Source organism: Phenylobacterium sp. (assembly GCF_036495085.1).
Taxonomy (GTDB): Bacteria; Pseudomonadota; Alphaproteobacteria; order Caulobacterales; family Caulobacteraceae; genus Phenylobacterium.
Map to the genome: position 1 here is coordinate 1 of NZ_DASXNL010000073.1, position 15,663 is coordinate 15,663.

Below are 15,663 nucleotides of genomic sequence, written 5' to 3' on the forward strand. Positions count from 1 at the left end.
GGGGGCAGGCAAGTTGGACGCACCTTGCCGCCCCACCTCAGGCGGTCGCCTTCGGCGGGTATGCGATCCCGACCCGCGCCGGTGTGCTTTTCGGAGCCACCCACGACCGGGACGACGTCGCCTGCGACGTCCGGCCCGATGACCACCGCCGCAACCTGCGGGCCCTGGCCGAAGGCCTGCCCGGCCTCGCCCCACGGCTGGAAAACCAGCCCCTGGAGGGTCGTGCGTCGATCCGCGTCGCGACCCCGGACCGGCTTCCCGTCGCAGGTGGAGTCCCCGGCGCGGCTGGACTCTTCGTCCTCTGCGGTTTCGGAGCGCGGGGCTTCACGCTTGCTCCCCTGCTGGCCGAGCATGTGGTGGCGCTGGCCATGGCCGCGCCTTCCCCCTTGCCCGAGCCGCTGGCCGCTATTGTCGATCCTTCGCGGTTCGCCCGCCGCGCGGCCAAGCGCGGTTCATAGGCCGTTCAGCGCGCCTCCATAGGCTAGGCTCGGGACACGATGGTGAGGACCAGGGATGAACACCCAAACCGCCATGATCGTCGGCGCTGCGGCGCTCCTGGCGCTCAGCGCCACGTCGTCAGCTGCCGACGAGGCCGCCAAGTCGCCTGCCGCCGGCCGGCAGTGCTTCTGGACCCGCAACGCCGACGGCTTCGCAGCCGCCGACAATCACACCCTCAACATCAGGGTGGGCGTGCGTGACGTCTTCCAGTTCGAGATGTTCGGCCCGTGCCAGGACATCGACTGGAATCAGCGCATCGCCCTGATCTCGCGCTCCGGCTCCATGATCTGCACCGGCATGGACGCTACGGTGATCAGCCATTCCCAGATCGGACCGCAACGCTGCGCCGTTCGCAGTGTCCGCAAGCTGACGCCGGAGGAAATCGCCGCCCTTCCACGCCGCGCTAAGCCCTAGACGCCGCAACAAGAGAGCGCCGGCGCAGTGGCAGCGCCATCCGGGATTTTGGAAGGGTGGTCCGTAGCTGGATCAGGAGGATGGTGGACGCGACAGGGATCGAACCTGTGACCCCCTCGATGTCAACGAGGTGCTCTCCCGCTGAGCTACGCGTCCATGGCCATCGTCTCGGGAAGGCGGGGATATACCGATGAGACCCCCGCCGCGCAAGCATGGGCTTAGGGATCCCTACGCGGCGATCATCCGCTCCACCTCGGAGACGATCTCGCGCAGGTGGATAGGCTTGGACAGCACCTTGGCGCCAGGAGGTCCCTGGTCGCCCGCAGCCAACGCCACGGCTGCGAAGCCGGTGATGAACATGATCCGCAGGCCTGGATGAATGGCGGCCGCCTGGCGCGCCACCTCGATCCCGTCCATGCCGGGCATCACGATGTCGGTCAGAAGCAGGTCCCAGTCCTGGTCCAGAATCGCCGCGGCTTCTTCCCCGTCGGCGCAGGCGGTCACCTCGTAGCCGGCGCGTTCAAGCGCGCGGGCAAGGAACCCGCGCAGGGAATCGTCGTCTTCTGCCAGGAGGATGCGGGACATAGGGCTTTTCGAATGCACGGGAGGGTGACTGGACGCCTGACTGACTGGACGCCTGAGTGACCGGGCGAAGGGCAACCATAGAGTCACAAGCGTAAAGGCGCGATGAACCCTTTGACCCTTGCCGAAGCTGGGCGTTCAATAGATTCGATGAACGCCTGGGAGCCTGTCGCCACCGAGGATGTGCCTGCGCGGGCGTCATTCGGCTTGTGGCGTGCAGCCGCGGAAGGCGCAGCCCCGCCGACGCCCCTGGTGTTCGCCTCCCCACATTCCGGGCGAGACTATCCCGACGACATGATGTCTGCAGCCGCCCTGGACACCCAGACGATTCGCCGCTCGGAGGACGCCTTCGTCGACGACCTGATCGCCTCGGCGCCGCAATTGGGCGCCGCGGTGATCACCGCCCACTACGCCCGCGCCTACATCGACCTCAACCGGGAGGCCTTCGAACTCGACCCCGGAATGTTCGAAGACGAGCTGCCGGAGTTCGCACGCGCGCGCACCGCGAGGGTCGCCGCCGGCCTGGGCGCGATCGCCCGCATCGTCTCCGAAGGCCGGGAGATCTATGCGCGCAAGCTGATGTTCGCCGAGGCGCGGCATCGGATCGAAGGTGCGCACCGGCCCTACCACGCGGCTCTTGCGCGGCTGCTCGCCGAAGCGCGCCGAGCACACGGATTCGCGGTCCTGATCGACTGGCACTCCATGCCCGCGGCGGCGGCCAAGGCCGGCGGACGAGACCGCCCCTGCGACTTCGTGCTGGGCGACCGCTTCGGAGCCGCGTGTGCGGGGGCCCTTACCCAGCGCGTCGAGCGAGAACTGGAAGCGATGGGCTATCGGGTGGCGCGCAACACCCCTTACGCCGGCGGCTACACCACCGAGCACTACGGCCGTCCGGCCCGACGCACCCACGCCTTGCAGATCGAGATCAACCGCGGGCTCTATCTCGACGAGGCGACGCTGACTCCCACGCCGAATTTCGAACGGCTCAAGGCCAACCTGGAGCGCCTTACCCGTGCGCTTGCCGGCGCCGACTGGAGCGCGCTTGGAGCGAGGTGAACACGGAACATCGCGATCGCGCCGGGTCCCTATGAGCCAGGTCGCTGAACCCCCGGCGAGGTGCGACGACCGCTGAGGCCGGCGGGGCGCTCTCGACTCTGGGCGAGGAACGGCGGCGATCCGGCTTCCGGACTGACGCAAACGATGGGTTCAGGCCAAAAAAAAAGCCGCGGCCGAAGCCGCGGCAGTTCATAGGGAGGAAACGCCCAGGAAGGGCAGAGGCGTCAGCGACGCCTCACAGACACAATGTACGGTGCGGTGCACAACAGCGCAAGTGTTTATGATAGAAAAACCTGCGTTTTCATAAGGGTTCCGGTCAAAACCCGAGGATTTTCCAGCCCTTGCGCGCCCCTATCGGAACCCCATTTAGGTTGCAGCGCACAAGATACCGGTTTCCTTATCGCGGCCGCAGGGTCGCAGCCAACGACTTCAAGCTGGCGATTGTGCCCCGTCTCCCCTACAAGCGCGCCTTCCTCGCCTCCGAGACACCTCCCCAAAATCTCATGTCGCTCCGCAACATCGCCATCATCGCCCACGTCGACCACGGCAAGACCACGCTGGTGGACCAACTGCTCGCCCAGTCCGGAGTGTTTCGCGCCAACGAAGCGCACGCCGAACGCGCCATGGATTCGAACGACCAGGAGCGCGAGCGCGGGATCACCATCCTGGCGAAGTGCACCAGCGTGCTGTGGCACGGCGAGGCCGGTGACACTCGGATCAACATCATCGACACCCCCGGCCACGCCGACTTCGGCGGCGAGGTGGAGCGGATCCTCGGCATGGTGGACGGCTGCGTTCTGCTGGTCGACGCCGAGGAAGGCGTCATGCCGCAGACCAAATTCGTGCTCGGCAAGGCGTTGAAGATGGGCCTTCGCCCGATCGTCTGCCTGAACAAGGTCGACCGCCCGCACGCCGACCCAGACCGGGTGCTGAACGACGCTTTCGACCTCTTCGCCGCCATGGGCGCGACAGACGAGCAACTCGACTTCCCGCACCTCTACGCCTCGGGCAAGCAGGGTTGGGCGACGCTGGACATGGCCAAGCCCAACGACAATCTGGCCCCGCTGTTCGACCTGATTGTCCGGCACGTGCCGGAGCCCAAGGCGGTCGCTCGCAAGGACGAGCCCTTCCAGATTCTCTCCGTTCTGATTGAGAACGACCCGTTCCTGGGCCGTCTGCTCACCGGCCGCATCGAGAGCGGCAAGGCGACGCCGGGCCTGGCCATCCACGCGCTCAGTCTCGACGGCAAGGAGGTCGAGCGCGGCCGGATCACCAAGGTGCTGGCCTTCCGCGGCCTGAAGCGCCAGCCGATCGAGGACGCAGAAGCCGGCGATATCGTCGCCATCGCCGGCCTCTCCAAAGCGACCGTGGCCGACACGCTGTGCGCCATTGAAGTCACCAACGCGCTGCCCGCCCAGCCCATCGACCCTCCGACCATCTCCATGACGGTGTCGGTGAACGACAGCCCGCTCGCCGGGCGCGAAGGCGACAAGGTGCAGAGCCGGGTCATAGCCGCGCGCCTGCTGAAGGAAGCCGAGTCCAACGTCGCCATCCGCGTCAGTGAAACCGCGGAGAAGGACGCCTACGAGGTCGCAGGCCGCGGCGAGTTGCAACTCGGCGTGCTGATCGAGAGCATGCGCCGCGAGGGTTTCGAAGTTTCCATCAGCCGTCCGCGCGTGGTCTTTCAGACCGATCCCGAGACCGGCGAGCGCCTCGAGCCCGTTGAAGACGTGATGATCGACGTGGACGAGGAATTCACGGGCATCGTCATCGAGAAGCTCTCGGCCCGGAAGGCCGAGCTGAAGGACATGGGCCCGTCCGGCGCCGGCAAGACCCGCATCAGCCTGATGTCGCCGTCGCGCTCTCTGATCGGTTACCAGGGCGAATTCCTGACCGACACCCGCGGCTCAGGCGTCCTGAACCGCGTCTTCAGCCACTACGAGCCATACAAGGGCGCGATCGACGCCGGACGCAAGGGCGTCCTGGTCGCCAACTCCGACGGCGAGACCGCGGCCTACGCTCTGTGGAACCTGGAAGAGCGCGGCACCATGTTCGTCGGCGCCGGCGAGAAGACCTACCAAGGCATGATCATCGGCGAGAACAGCCGCGCCGACGACCTCGACGTCAACCCGATGAAGGCCAAGCAGCTGACCAATGTCCGCGCCTCTGGCAAGGACGAGGCCGTGCGCCTGACGCCACCACGCCGCCCCACCCTCGAACAGGCCATCGCCTATATCGAGGAGGACGAACTGGTGGAGGTGACGCCTAAGTCGATCCGCCTGCGCAAAAAGGTGCTCAACCCCTCCTTCCGCAAGAAGCGCGTCAAGGAAGACTAGACAGCCTCCGCCCCGGGGGCGACAGGAGGGAAGCCCCTGCGGAGATCGTCCATGACCCTCGTCGGCCCCGTCAAACCGCCCCGCCACTATCCGACCTCGGCGGCCAAATGCGCCGACCTCGTCGTGCATGTCGTCGGCCTTACCCTGGCCCTGGTCGGCGGGATCGTCCTGCTCGCGCTGGCCGTGCGCGCGGGATCTATCACCCGTGTCGTCGGCGTCTCGATCTATGCGGCGGGCGTCATCGCCATGTTGGCCTTCTCCACCGCCTACAACTTCGCCAAGGCGCGCTATCGGCCGGTGCTGCGCAGGCTAGACCATGCCGGCATCTATCTGATGATCGCCGGCTCCTACACGCCCTTCACCATCCATAATCTGACAGGCGCCTGGGCCTGGGGCATGACGGCGGCGATCTGGACGTTGGCGATCATCGGCGCGCTCGCCAAGATCTTCGTTCCGGTCCTGGATCGTCGGCTTGGCGCAGCCGTCTATCTGGCGTTGGGGTGGTTGGTCGTGGTGGCGCTGAAGCCGTTGATCGACCACGTCACCTGGGTCGCGCTGCTCCTGCTGGTGGCCGGTGGGGTGCTCTATTCGACCGGCGTGATCTTCTATGTGAACAGGCGCCTGAAGTTCTCCCGGGCCATCTGGCACGGACATGTGGTGGCCGCCGCAGCGACCCATTGGGCCGCGGTGCTGGTGGGTGTGGTCTTGGCCACCCGCTGAGGCGGATCAGTAAGTCCGCTCCATAAACACGTCCGCCCGGGCGTAGGCGGTCCTCCTTGGCGCGAGCTCGGTGAACCCCATGGCGCGATAGAGACCAAGAGCCGGAGCCAGGCCCGAGTTGGTCTCCAAGTACAGCCGCCGCGCCCCATCGGCGGCGCCGGCGTCGATGCAACGCTGCATCAGCATCCGCCCCAGGCCCGAACCACGGAGGCCTTCCGAGACGGTCATTTTGGCGACCTCGTAGCCGCCGTCGGCCATCTTGAGGAGCGCAACGCAGCCGGCGGGCTCTGCGCCCTCCATGGCGATGAATATCCGACCGCCCTTGGCGAGGATCGTGCCCTGCGGGTCGTCCAGGACCTCCCGGTCCTTGGGCTCCAGGACGAAATACCTGGAGATCCAGGCCTCATTGAGCGCCTTGAAGGCGGCAGCGTGTTCCGACTTGAACTCGACGATCTCCATGGACGGACGCGCTCCGGAATGGGCATGAAAGCGAAGCTCAGCTTTCATGAGATGATCTAATGGCCAACCCGATCTTCTCAACCCTGCCGATGACCGTGTTCGAAGAGATGTCGGGCCTGGCCAGGGACCTGGGCGCCGTAAACCTCGGCCAGGGCTTTCCCGACGACCCGGGCCCCGAGTCGATCCGCGCCAAGGCCGCCGACGCGATCCTGAACGGCTACAATCAATATCCACCGATGGCGGGGCTGCCGGAACTTCGCCAGGCGGTGGCCGGTCACTATGGGCGCACCCAAGGTCTCGACCTCGATGCGCTCAGCGAAGTCACGATCACCTCGGGCGCCACCGAGGCCCTGGCGGCCGCCTTCCTGGGCCTTATCGAGCCCGGCGACGAGGTGGTGGTCTTCCAGCCCGTCTATGACGCCTACCTGCCGCTGATCCGCCGGGCCGGTGGCGTGCCGAAGCTCGTCAGCCTGAGGCCGCCGCTCTGGCGCTTCGACCGCGCGACGCTGGAGGCGGCCTTCAGCGAACGTACCCGTTTCGTGGTTCTCAATAACCCGAACAATCCCGCCGGCACGGTGCTGCCGCATGAGGACCTGGCGCTGCTGGCCGAGTTCTGCGTCGCCCACGACGTCACCGCGATCTGCGATGAGGTCTGGGAGCAGGTGGTGTTCGGCAATGCGCGCCACCGACCGCTGATCACCTACCCCGGCATGCGCGAGCGGTGCGTGAAGATCGGCTCGGCCGGAAAAATGTTCGGCCTCACCGGCTGGAAGGTCGGCTTCCTGTGCGCCGCGCCGGTGCTGACCCACAGCCTCGCCCGGGCCCACCAGTTCCTGACCTTCACGACGCCGCCCAACCTTCAGAGCGCCGTGGCCTGGGGCCTGGAGAATTCCGAGGACTGGTTCGTCCAGATGCCGCGCGACCTGGAGCGGTCGCGTGACCGCCTGACCGAGGGCCTGATCCGTGAGGGTTTCGCGGTCCTCGGTTCGCAAGGGACCTATTTCCTGAACGTCGACCTGGCGGCTTCAGGGGTCGCGCTGGGCGACCGCGACTTCTGCCTGCGCTCAGTCAAGGACGCCGGCGTCGCGGCGATCCCGGTCTCGGCGCTCTTCGAGGAAGCTCCGGTCACCAGCATCGTGCGGCTTTGCTTCTCCAAACGCGACGAAACCCTGGACGCCGGGATTGAGCGATTGGCGAAGGCCCGCGAGCTTTCCCCTAAGACGGCCGATAGCGCCCCGGCGTCACCCCGAACGCCCGCCTGAACGCTGCAATGAAGGCGCTGGGGCTCTGGTAGCCGGCTTCCAGCCCCGCGGCGGTGACCGAGGCGCCGGCGCTCAGCGACACCACGCCCTGCTGCATGCGCGCGCGACAACGCCAGGCCTCCAGCGGCAGGCCGGTTTCGGAGAAAAACAGACGCTGCAGGGTCCGCAGGCTTGCGCCCGAGCCCTTGGCCAGGTCGGCCAGGGTCCGCTCGTCGCCCGGATTGGCCAGGACCCGCTCAGCCAGGCCGCGCGCTCGGGGATCTTTCGGCAACGGCAAGTCCAGTGGCGGAGTCTCGTCGACAGCCAGAAGGTCGATCAAGAGGCCGCCCAGCCGCTCGTGCTCGGGGTTGTCCTGCCTCAGCATGCCCAGCCGCACGATGTGCAAAATCAGCTCGCGCAGAAGTGGCGCCACCTCCAGCGCCCGGCATTTCGCGAGGCGGCCCTCGGGATCGACCGGCGTCAGGTAAAGGGTTCGCATGGCGACGGTGCCGCGCATCTCGATCCCATGGGGCATGTTCGGCGGCAGCCAGATGGCGCGAGTGGGCGGCACCAGCCAGGCGGCGTGCGGTGTCTCCACCTGCATCACCCCGCTGACCGCATAGACCAGTTGCGCCCATGGATGGATGTGGACATCGAGCCGGGAACCGGTGCGAAAGGTCTGGGCCAGGCCGCGCACCGGATAGCCGTCGGGATCGGGCTCGATTTGTCGTGATGGCGACATCATTCGTCAGACTAGCGCAAGCGCGCCGCTAATCGAAGCCTTAGCGTGGGCTACGGAGGACCCCGCCATGCCCGCGACCCTGCGCCACTTCTCGATCAACGCCGACGACGTCGCCCGCGGTCGAAAATTCTACGAGGCCGTCTTCGGATGGACCTTCACGCCCTGGGGACCGCCCGGCTTCTACCTGACCGACGCGGCCGGCGTAGGGGGAGCCCTGCAAGGCCGGCGCGATATCGAGGGCCAGAAGATGCCCGGGCTGGAGATCACCTTCGCCGTCGACGACATCCCTGCCACGGTCGCGGCGATCGAGGCGAACGGCGGAACGATCCTCATGCAGCCCGTCGTCATCGAGACGGTCGGCGAGCTGATCTATTTTAGGGACAGCGAGGGAAACGTCGCCGGGGCCATGAAGTATATGCGGGACGCCGCGTGATGGGGGTCCTGGCCGATCCCGCGCTGCAGGCGCTGGTCGACCGGCTGCACGCGCAAAGCACCGCCCAAGAGCCCGAAACCAGCGCCTGGTTCTCCGAGCGCGCCAAGCGCGGCGAGCTCTCCTGGGATGGGTTGGACGAGACATCGCATCGCTACATGGCCGACAAGCTCGTGGCGCTGGAGCCGCCGAAGGCCGAGTTCTGCCATCTGCTGTGCCGTGCGGTCGGCGCACGGCGGGTCGTTGAGGTGGGCACCTCGTTCGGTGTCTCCACGCTCTATCTGGCCGCAGCAGTACGCGAGATCCGTGGCGGCGTGGTGATCGGCACGGAGCATCAGCCCACCAAGGCCGCCGCCGCGCGTGCGAACTTCGCGCGCGCCGGCTTTACCGACCTCATCGACCTGCGCGAGGGCGACCTGCGCGAGACGCTCAAGGTGATCGAGGGTCCGGTCGATTTCGTGCTGATGGACATCTGGACCGAAATGGCGCGGCCGGCGATCGAACTGATCGCCCCACACCTGCATTCCGGCAGCGTGGTCGTCGTCGACAACACCACTCGGGTGCGCCACAGCTACGCTCGGTTCTTTGAATTCGTCGACGACGCCGCGAACGGCCTGCGCACGATGACCCTGCCCTTTGACGGCGGGTTGGAGATGATGGTCCGAGCCTAAGGCGAAGCTTTGTCGCAATCGCCCCCTTCGGATGTCATTCTCGACGCCTACCCAGATAACGCGTCATGCGGTCTAACTAACAGCGTTCAGCTATCTGGAGATCTGCCATGACCCACGTTGGAAGCTGCTTCTGCGGCGCGGTGAAACTGGAAGTGAGCGGTGAGCCGCAGGGGATGGGCTATTGCCACTGCAGTTCGTGCCGCAGTTGGTCAGGCGGGCCGGTGAACGCCTTCAGCTTATGGCGGCCCGAGGACGTGAAGGTCTCGCAGGGCGGCGAGCACATCATCACCTACAACAAGACCGAGGTGAGCTACCGGAAATCCTGCGCCAAGTGTGGCGGCCACCTGATGACCGACCACCCGCCGCTGGGCGTGGTTGACGTCTTCGCCGCCACCATCCCGACGCTCGACTTCCAGCCTGGCCTGCACGTGAACTACCAGGAGACCGTACTTCGGATGAAAGACGGCCTGCCGAAATTCAAGGACTTCCCAGAGGCCTTCGGCGGCTCCAACGAGATGATCGCGGATTAGGCGCCCATGCCTGAAGCGGCGGGAGGCGGGGGCGTCTCAGCAGGTGCTGCCGCCGTCCACCACGAGTGTCTGCCCCGTCGTCCAGGCGCCGGCGCGTGAGGCCAGGTAGACTGCGGCGCCGGCCAAGTCGTCGGGCTCTCCGAGGCGGCGCAGCGGCGTGCCGGAACTGGCGCGCTTCTCGCCTTCCGGGGTGTCCCAAAGCGCCCGGGCGAAGTCGGTCTTCACCAAGCCTGGCGCGATACAGTTGACCCGGATGTTATGGGGCCCCAGTTCCTGCGCCAGATTGCGGGCGAGTTGCATGTCGGCGGCCTTGGAAATGCAATAGGCTCCGATCACCGTCGAGCCGCGGAGGCCGCCGATCGATGAGACGATGATGATCGCGCCGTCTTTTCGCTCCTTCATTTCCGGCGTGACCATCCCGATCATCCAGTTGTTGGCCACGATGTTGTTGGCCAGGATCTTGGTGAAGGCGTCGTCGGTGATGTCCAGCTGGCTGCCGTAGTACGGATTCGAAGCGGCGTTGCAGACCAGGATGTCGATCTTGCCGAACGCCTTCCTGGTCTCATCCATCAGCCGCTGAAGATCGTCCTTCGAGGAGATGTTGGCCGGAACCGCGATGGCGTGGCCGGCGCTGCGGGCGTTGATCGCCGCGGCGACCTCTTCACAGGGGCCGGCTTTGCGCGAGGAGATCACCACCTTGGCGCCGTGGGCGGCCATCTGCTCGGCGATGGCCTTGCCGATGCCGCGCGACGAGCCGGTGATCACGGCCACCTTGCCTGTCAGGTCGAACAGGTTGCCGGTCAAGGCGTTCGGCTTGTCCATCACATCGCTCATCGGGGACGCTCCTCTAAAACGTTCGTTTGATTTTGCGGCCATTTGCGATGCCGGGTGTCCCGAGGTCAAGCGGGCTCCGGGAGCAAGTGATCGCCCCATCGGAACGAGGCCGGGCCAAGCCGCGGGGAAGCGGCCCCCCAGGAAGGCCTGCGGGTCAGGGCTGCTTCTGGCCGTAGGCGATCAGCGACAACCGCCGGGGGGCGCTCTAGGCTTACCGCGCCAAATCGGGGGAGTTGCTCGCATGCGTACGTTGGGCCGGATCGCGCTCGGGATCGTCCTGGTCTTTGCTGTGCTGATCGCCGTAGTGTTGGTCAGGACCTTCACCTTCAAGGCTCCAGCCTCGGCGGACACCACCGCGGTCAAGGTCGCGCCCGCGATCTCGGTCGATGTGCCGGCAGCCGCCCAGCACCTGTCGCAGGCGGTGCAGATCCAGACCGTCAGCCATCAGGATCGGGCCGAAGACCAGCCCGCCGAGTGGACGCGGCTGCACGACTTCCTGGCTGCGACCTATCCGGCTGCGCACGCCGCCATGACCCGCGAGATCGTCGCCAACAATACGCTCGTCTACACATGGAAGGGCTCCGATCCGGCGCTGGCGCCGATCGTGCTCATGGCCCACCAGGACGTGGTGCCTGTCACCCCCGGGACCGAGGCCGACTGGACCCACCCCCCCTTCTCCGGGGCCATCGCCGAGGGCGCGGTCTGGGGGCGTGGCTCGATCGATGACAAGGGCTCGCTGATCACCCTCTTTGAAGGTGTCGAGGCCTTGGCGAAACAGGGGTTCCGTCCAAGGCGCACGGTGCTGATCGTCTCAGGCGAGGACGAAGAGGTGCGTGGCGCCGGCGCCCGCGCCGCAGCGGCCTTGCTCCAGTCGCGCGGGATTAAGGCGCAGTTCGTGGTCGACGAGGGCCTGGCTGTGATCGCCGACAATCCCGTGACCAACGGTCGTCTGGCCATGATCGGCACGGCGGAAAAAGGTTATGCGACCCTCGTGGTCACGGCCAAGGCCGAGGGCGGCCACTCCTCCGCCCCGCCCGCCGATGGCGGCGGCGTGGTGGCGCTGTCCCGCGCCGTAACGGCCATCGCCGACCATGGCTTTCCCATGAACTTCCGCGGGCCCGGTGCGGACATGCTGCGCACGCTGGCGCCAAAGGCCCCCTTCCCCGTGCGGATGGCGGTGGCCAACACCTGGCTTTTCAAGCCGCTGCTGATCAAACAGATCGCCGCCAGCCCGGCCGGGGCGGCGTTGCTGCACACGACCATCGCGCCGACCATGCTGAAGGGCAGCCCGAAGGAGAATGTGCTGCCGCAGGACGCCATGGCCTGGATCAACTACCGCATCGCCCCCGGCGACACCTCGGCCGGCGTCATGGCGCGGGCGAAGGGTGCGGTCGGCCCGCTGCCGGTTGTGCTGTCTTGGGTCGCAAGGCCCGAGGAGCCCTCACCAGTCTCGTCCACTGGCTCGGACGGCTGGAAAGTGCTTGCCGCCGTGGCCGGCAAGGTGACCGGCGCGCCCGTCGCGCCGAGCCTGGTTACCGCGGGCACCGACAGCCGCTACATGCAAGGGGTCGCCACCGACGTCTACCGGTTCCAGCCGATGGATTTCTCCATCAGGGACACCGGCATGATCCACGGCACCAACGAACATCTCACGCTCAAGAACCTCGAGCAGAGCGTGCAGTTCTATGCCCGCCTGATCGCGACGGCGGCGAGCTAGGCCACGCTCGACGACGTATCGATGGTCGCCTGGCCGCGCACGTTCAAAGGCGCGAAGTGAGCGCGGTATTCGGTCGGCGTCATCTTGGTGACTCGTTTGAAAAGGCTGCGGAAGAAGGCCACGTCGTCGTATCCGACGTCCGAGCTGATCGACTGGATAGGCTTGGCGTCGCGCTCCAGCATGGTCTTCGCAGCCTCGATGCGCACCGCCTGCAGATAGTCGGCGGGCAGGCGCCCGGTGGCCGCCTTGAAGTGTCGCACGAAGGTCCGTACGCCCAACCCCGCCCGCTCGGCCAGGGATGGGATCGCAACACACTCGCGGAAATTCGCCTGCAGGAAGGCCTCGGCCTCGCGGATCTTTCCGTTGTCGTGCGGTTTCGAGACCGGAAGCATCGCGAAGCCGGTCTGGTGGGTCCGTGGCATCGGCAGCAGAAGCGACTTCGCACACTGCACCGCGACTTCGTGGCCGCAGAGCTTCTCGACCAAGTAGAGACTGACGTCATTGGAGCCGGAGATGCCGCCGCTACAGAGCAGGCGGTTGTCTTCGGTGACGAACATGTCCGGTCGCCAATCCACCAGGGGATAGCGGACCGCGAGCTGGTCGCTGACCGCCCAATGGGTGGTGGCGATGCGGCCATCGAGCAAACCGGCCTCGGCCAGATAGGCCGCGCCCATGCAGACCCCGACCAGATAGGCGCCCTGCTCATAGTGGCGGCGCAGCCAGGGCAAGAGTTCGTGGTTCTCGATGAACTTCGGGTCGAGCTCCAGGCCGGAGGTCGGCACGATGACGATGTCGGTCCGCTTGACATCGGCGATCTTCCCCTCGGGTGCGAGGTGCAGGCCGTAGGGACTGCGGATAGGCAGCCCGTCGATCGACACGGTCCGTACCCTGAAGGCGGGTTCTGGGGGGCGGTGGTGCAGGTCGTTCCACAGCACGCCGGCGTAGGAGAATATCTCCACCGGCATGATGGCCGTGGACGTTGGCCCGTCGTCCAGCAGGACGACCGTTACATCCAGCATCGACCGCCCCTCCATCCCGATCAGCCCTCCGCTGTCATCGGGTCAATCTTGCGGCAGGCCTCGGTGATCTTGCTCGCCGGGAAGCCGCTCAGCTTGGCGTGTTCGAGGATCACCGCCTCGTCCTCGGCGAGGTAGACGCAGAAGGTCTTGTCCTTTGCCACGTAGGACTCCACCCATTGGACTCGCGGCGTGAGCTGGGTCAGGGCCACGTTGGAGGCGGCCGCGGCCCCTTTGTACTCTTCCGGCGACAGCTTATCGACGCCCGGGATATTCCGCTCGATGATGTACTTCTTCATTAGATAGGCCTCACTGTTTCGGGGAGCTCGACAAACTGACTACGAACGCCGGTATGCGGAAGGCGGCGATACAGACATCGAAGAGGGGCGATTGCGCACGGCGCGCCCAGGGCGGACAGAAGGCCAGTCCCTTACAATCGGCGCGGCGCCCCTTGCGGCGAAGGCTCCGGCGACGCACGTTCCGGACACTGGAATTCACGAGGATCTTTATGCGCGAAATCTACACCAGCTGGCTGGACGACGAAGAAGGCGACGACGAGGACAAGGGCCGTCAGCCCGACATGCCCATGACCGCGGGGCCGGTGCAGAACGCGCTGTTCAAATCGCGTACGGTGTTGGTCTTCGGCGAGATCGACATGCGGCTGGCCGAACGGGTCACCGCCCAGATCACCGCCTTCGCGGCTGAAAACGACAAGCCGATCCGGATCATCATCAATTCGCCCGGCGGCCACGTGGAAAGCGGCGACACCATCCACGACATGATCCGCTTCTGCGGCGTCGAGGTGAAGGCGATCGGGACCGGCTGGGTGGCCAGCGCCGGCGCTCACATCTTCCTGGGCGCCAAGAAGGAAAACCGTCTCTGCCTGCCCAACACCCGCTTCCTGCTGCACCAGCCCGCCGGCGGCATGCGTGGACAAGCCTCGGATATCCAGATCGAGGCCGAGCAGATCATCAAGATGCGCGACCGCGTGAACCGGATGATCGCCAAGGAGACTGGTCAGCCGGTTGAGCGTATCGTCAAGGACACCCAGCGGAACTTCTGGATGAGCGCCGAGGAAGCCATCGACTACGGCGTGGTCTCGCGGATCATCCACGACACCAGCGAGGTCTGACCTAGGTGGTCCGGGCGTGGTGGCGGGGCGCTGTCCTATACCACGTCTATGTCCGCAGCTTTTTTGACTCGGACGGCGACGGGTACGGCGACCTGCCCGGCGTTGAGGCGAAGCTCGACTATATCAGGAGCCTTGGGGTGGACGGGATCTGGTTGTCGCCGATCCACCCCTCCCCGAACCGCGACTGGGGTTACGACGTCGCCGATTTCGAGGGCGTACAACCCGACTACGGTACGGCCGAGGACTTCCAGCGCCTGCTGGACGCCGCCCATGCCAAGGGCCTTCGGGTGGTTCTCGACGAGGTGCTGTCGCACACTTCCGATGAGCATCCCTGGTTCGTCGAGAGCATGACCGGCGGGGGCGACGGGCCGAAGGCGGACTGGTATGTCTGGGCCGACCCCAAGGCGGATGGCACCGCGCCCAACAACTGGCTCTCCGTGTTCGGCGGACCCGCGTGGGCCTACCAGCCGGCCCGACGCCAGCACTACCACCACAAGTTCCTGCGCCAGCAGCCAAAGCTGAACTGGCGCAGCTCCGGCGCCCGCGAGGCGGCCCTTTCAGTGCTGGACCGTTGGCTCGCCAAGGGCGTCGACGGCTTCAGGCTGGATGTCGCCGGCACGTTCCTTCATGACCCAGCGCTTGCGGACAACCCACCGGTCCCGCCGGCGCAACGGGGCGGCTATCACTGGTCCCATGCAGGCAACCTGCAGCGGCACCTTTTCGACTCCAATCTGCCTGAGAATGTCGAGATCCTGGACGTCATCCGCCGCCGCGTAGAAGCGCACAATCGCGCGGACGGAGGCGATCGCTTCGTTTTCGGGGAATTCTCCGAGGAGGAAGAGCGCTGCGGGGCCTATCTTTCGCCCGCCGAAGGCCTGCATTCGGCCTATACCTTCGTTCTGCTGCTGGCCCGGAAGCTGACGCCGAGCTTCCTCAACGACCACTACGCAACGCTGAGCGACTACCCGGCCCACTGGCCGACCATCTCGTTTTCAAACCACGACGTGCCGCGCACCGTCAGCCGGTTCGGCGGCGACCGACCTGCGCCGGAGTTGGCGAACCTGCTCTTCGCCCTGCTGCTCAGCCTGAAGGGCACGACGCTCATCTACCAGGGCGAAGAGCTCGGCCTGCCCCAAGCGAGCCTAACCCGCGATCAGCTGCGCGATCCGGTCGGTGATCTCTATTGGCCCTACTCCGGCGGCCGCGACGGGTGTCGCACGCCCATGCCCTGGGCGCCAGGCCCCGCCTTGGGCTTCACCACCGGGACGCCCTGGCTGCCGGCCGC

18 protein-coding genes and 1 tRNA gene are annotated in these 15,663 nt (G+C 66.3%); 12 read left to right on the forward strand and 7 right to left on the reverse strand.

Annotated elements, in window-relative coordinates:
- Together VGI62_RS08740 and VGI62_RS08745 are read left to right on the forward strand one after the other, a co-directional pair.
- On the forward strand, nt 1–458 hold a 458-nt coding region (locus VGI62_RS08740; protein WP_331504091.1), incomplete at its 5' end, for an FAD-dependent oxidoreductase.
- Nucleotides 459–513: 55 nt separating this feature from the next.
- On the forward strand, nt 514–912 hold the full coding sequence (locus VGI62_RS08745; RefSeq protein WP_331504092.1) for a DUF6491 family protein: 399 nt from the start codon (nt 514–516) through the stop codon (nt 910–912).
- Nucleotides 913–993: 81 nt separating this feature from the next.
- On the opposite strand, the gene VGI62_RS08750 is transcribed toward VGI62_RS08745, so the two are convergent.
- Together VGI62_RS08750 and cpdR are read right to left on the reverse strand one after the other, a co-directional pair.
- A tRNA-Val gene (locus tag VGI62_RS08750) sits at nt 994–1,068 on the reverse strand.
- A 72-nt stretch (nt 1,069–1,140) separates the two neighbouring features.
- Entirely contained in the window at nt 1,141–1,497 is a 357-nt protein-coding gene (gene cpdR, locus VGI62_RS08755) for a cell cycle two-component system response regulator CpdR (RefSeq protein ID WP_331504093.1), read from the reverse strand.
- A gap of 147 nt (nt 1,498–1,644) precedes the next feature.
- Between cpdR and VGI62_RS08760 the strand changes: the two genes are divergently transcribed.
- The 3 genes from VGI62_RS08760 (at nt 1,645) to trhA (ending at nt 5,606) form a co-directional block, all read left to right on the forward strand.
- Entirely contained in the window at nt 1,645–2,550 is a 906-nt protein-coding gene (locus VGI62_RS08760) for an N-formylglutamate amidohydrolase (protein ID WP_331504094.1), read from the forward strand.
- 503 nt (nt 2,551–3,053) lie between these two features.
- Nucleotides 3,054–4,886: a translational GTPase TypA gene (typA, locus tag VGI62_RS08765; protein ID WP_331504107.1), complete on the forward strand. Its 1,833-nt coding sequence runs from the start codon at nt 3,054–3,056 to the stop codon at nt 4,884–4,886.
- Between the two features lie 51 nt (nt 4,887–4,937).
- Nucleotides 4,938–5,606: a PAQR family membrane homeostasis protein TrhA gene (gene trhA / locus VGI62_RS08770; RefSeq protein ID WP_331504095.1), complete on the forward strand. Its 669-nt coding sequence runs from the start codon at nt 4,938–4,940 to the stop codon at nt 5,604–5,606.
- Nucleotides 5,607–5,612: 6 nt separating this feature from the next.
- On the opposite strand, the gene VGI62_RS08775 is transcribed toward trhA, so the two are convergent.
- Nucleotides 5,613–6,113 carry a GNAT family N-acetyltransferase gene (locus VGI62_RS08775; protein ID WP_331504096.1) on the reverse strand — a complete coding sequence of 167 codons (501 nt, stop codon included), beginning with the start codon at nt 6,111–6,113 and terminating at the stop codon, nt 5,613–5,615.
- Between the two features lie 11 nt (nt 6,114–6,124).
- On the opposite strand from VGI62_RS08775, the gene VGI62_RS08780 reads away from it, so the two are divergent.
- Nucleotides 6,125–7,327 carry an aminotransferase gene (locus VGI62_RS08780; protein WP_331504097.1) on the forward strand — a complete coding sequence of 401 codons (1,203 nt, stop codon included), beginning with the start codon at nt 6,125–6,127 and terminating at the stop codon, nt 7,325–7,327.
- On the opposite strand, the gene VGI62_RS08785 is transcribed toward VGI62_RS08780, so the two are convergent.
- Nucleotides 7,281–8,048: a helix-turn-helix transcriptional regulator gene (locus tag VGI62_RS08785; protein ID WP_331504098.1), complete on the reverse strand. Its 768-nt coding sequence runs from the start codon at nt 8,046–8,048 to the stop codon at nt 7,281–7,283. The genes VGI62_RS08780 and VGI62_RS08785 overlap by 47 nt on opposite strands.
- Nucleotides 8,049–8,115: 67 nt before the next feature.
- On the opposite strand from VGI62_RS08785, the gene VGI62_RS08790 reads away from it, so the two are divergent.
- The 3 genes from VGI62_RS08790 (at nt 8,116) to VGI62_RS08800 (ending at nt 9,679) form a co-directional block, all read left to right on the forward strand.
- Entirely contained in the window at nt 8,116–8,481 is a 366-nt protein-coding gene (locus tag VGI62_RS08790) for a VOC family protein (RefSeq protein ID WP_331504099.1), read from the forward strand.
- Nucleotides 8,481–9,149, forward strand: a complete 669-nt coding sequence (locus tag VGI62_RS08795; protein ID WP_331504100.1) for an O-methyltransferase — start codon at nt 8,481–8,483, stop codon at nt 9,147–9,149. Before VGI62_RS08790 ends, VGI62_RS08795 begins: the two co-directional genes overlap by 1 nt.
- Before the next feature lie 107 nt (nt 9,150–9,256).
- Nucleotides 9,257–9,679 (forward strand): GFA family protein, encoded by a 423-nt coding sequence (locus VGI62_RS08800; RefSeq protein WP_331504101.1) that lies wholly within the window; start codon nt 9,257–9,259, stop codon nt 9,677–9,679.
- 36 nt (nt 9,680–9,715) lie between these two features.
- Here the strand turns inward: VGI62_RS08800 and VGI62_RS08805 are convergent, their stop codons facing one another.
- Nucleotides 9,716–10,501, reverse strand: coding sequence for an SDR family oxidoreductase (locus VGI62_RS08805; RefSeq protein WP_331504108.1), 786 nt, complete (start codon nt 10,499–10,501; stop codon nt 9,716–9,718).
- Between the two features lie 253 nt (nt 10,502–10,754).
- On the opposite strand from VGI62_RS08805, the gene VGI62_RS08810 reads away from it, so the two are divergent.
- Nucleotides 10,755–12,230: a M20 family peptidase gene (locus tag VGI62_RS08810; RefSeq protein ID WP_331504102.1), complete on the forward strand. Its 1,476-nt coding sequence runs from the start codon at nt 10,755–10,757 to the stop codon at nt 12,228–12,230.
- Here the strand turns inward: VGI62_RS08810 and VGI62_RS08815 are convergent.
- Both VGI62_RS08815 and VGI62_RS08820 read right to left on the reverse strand, forming a co-directional pair.
- Nucleotides 12,227–13,249, reverse strand: coding sequence for a GlxA family transcriptional regulator (locus VGI62_RS08815; protein ID WP_331504103.1), 1,023 nt, complete (start codon nt 13,247–13,249; stop codon nt 12,227–12,229). The two genes, VGI62_RS08810 and VGI62_RS08815, sit on opposite strands and share 4 nt — an antisense overlap.
- A gap of 20 nt (nt 13,250–13,269) precedes the next feature.
- Nucleotides 13,270–13,545: a DUF4242 domain-containing protein gene (locus tag VGI62_RS08820; RefSeq protein WP_331504104.1), complete on the reverse strand. Its 276-nt coding sequence runs from the start codon at nt 13,543–13,545 to the stop codon at nt 13,270–13,272.
- Nucleotides 13,546–13,754: 209 nt separating this feature from the next.
- Here VGI62_RS08820 and VGI62_RS08825 point away from each other — a divergent pair, with 209 nt between their 5' ends.
- Together VGI62_RS08825 and VGI62_RS08830 are read left to right on the forward strand one after the other, a co-directional pair.
- Nucleotides 13,755–14,378 (forward strand): ATP-dependent Clp protease proteolytic subunit, encoded by a 624-nt coding sequence (locus tag VGI62_RS08825; RefSeq protein WP_331504105.1) that lies wholly within the window; start codon nt 13,755–13,757, stop codon nt 14,376–14,378.
- A gap of 5 nt (nt 14,379–14,383) precedes the next feature.
- On the forward strand, nt 14,384–15,663 hold a 1,280-nt coding region (locus VGI62_RS08830; protein ID WP_331504106.1), incomplete at its 3' end, for an alpha-amylase family glycosyl hydrolase.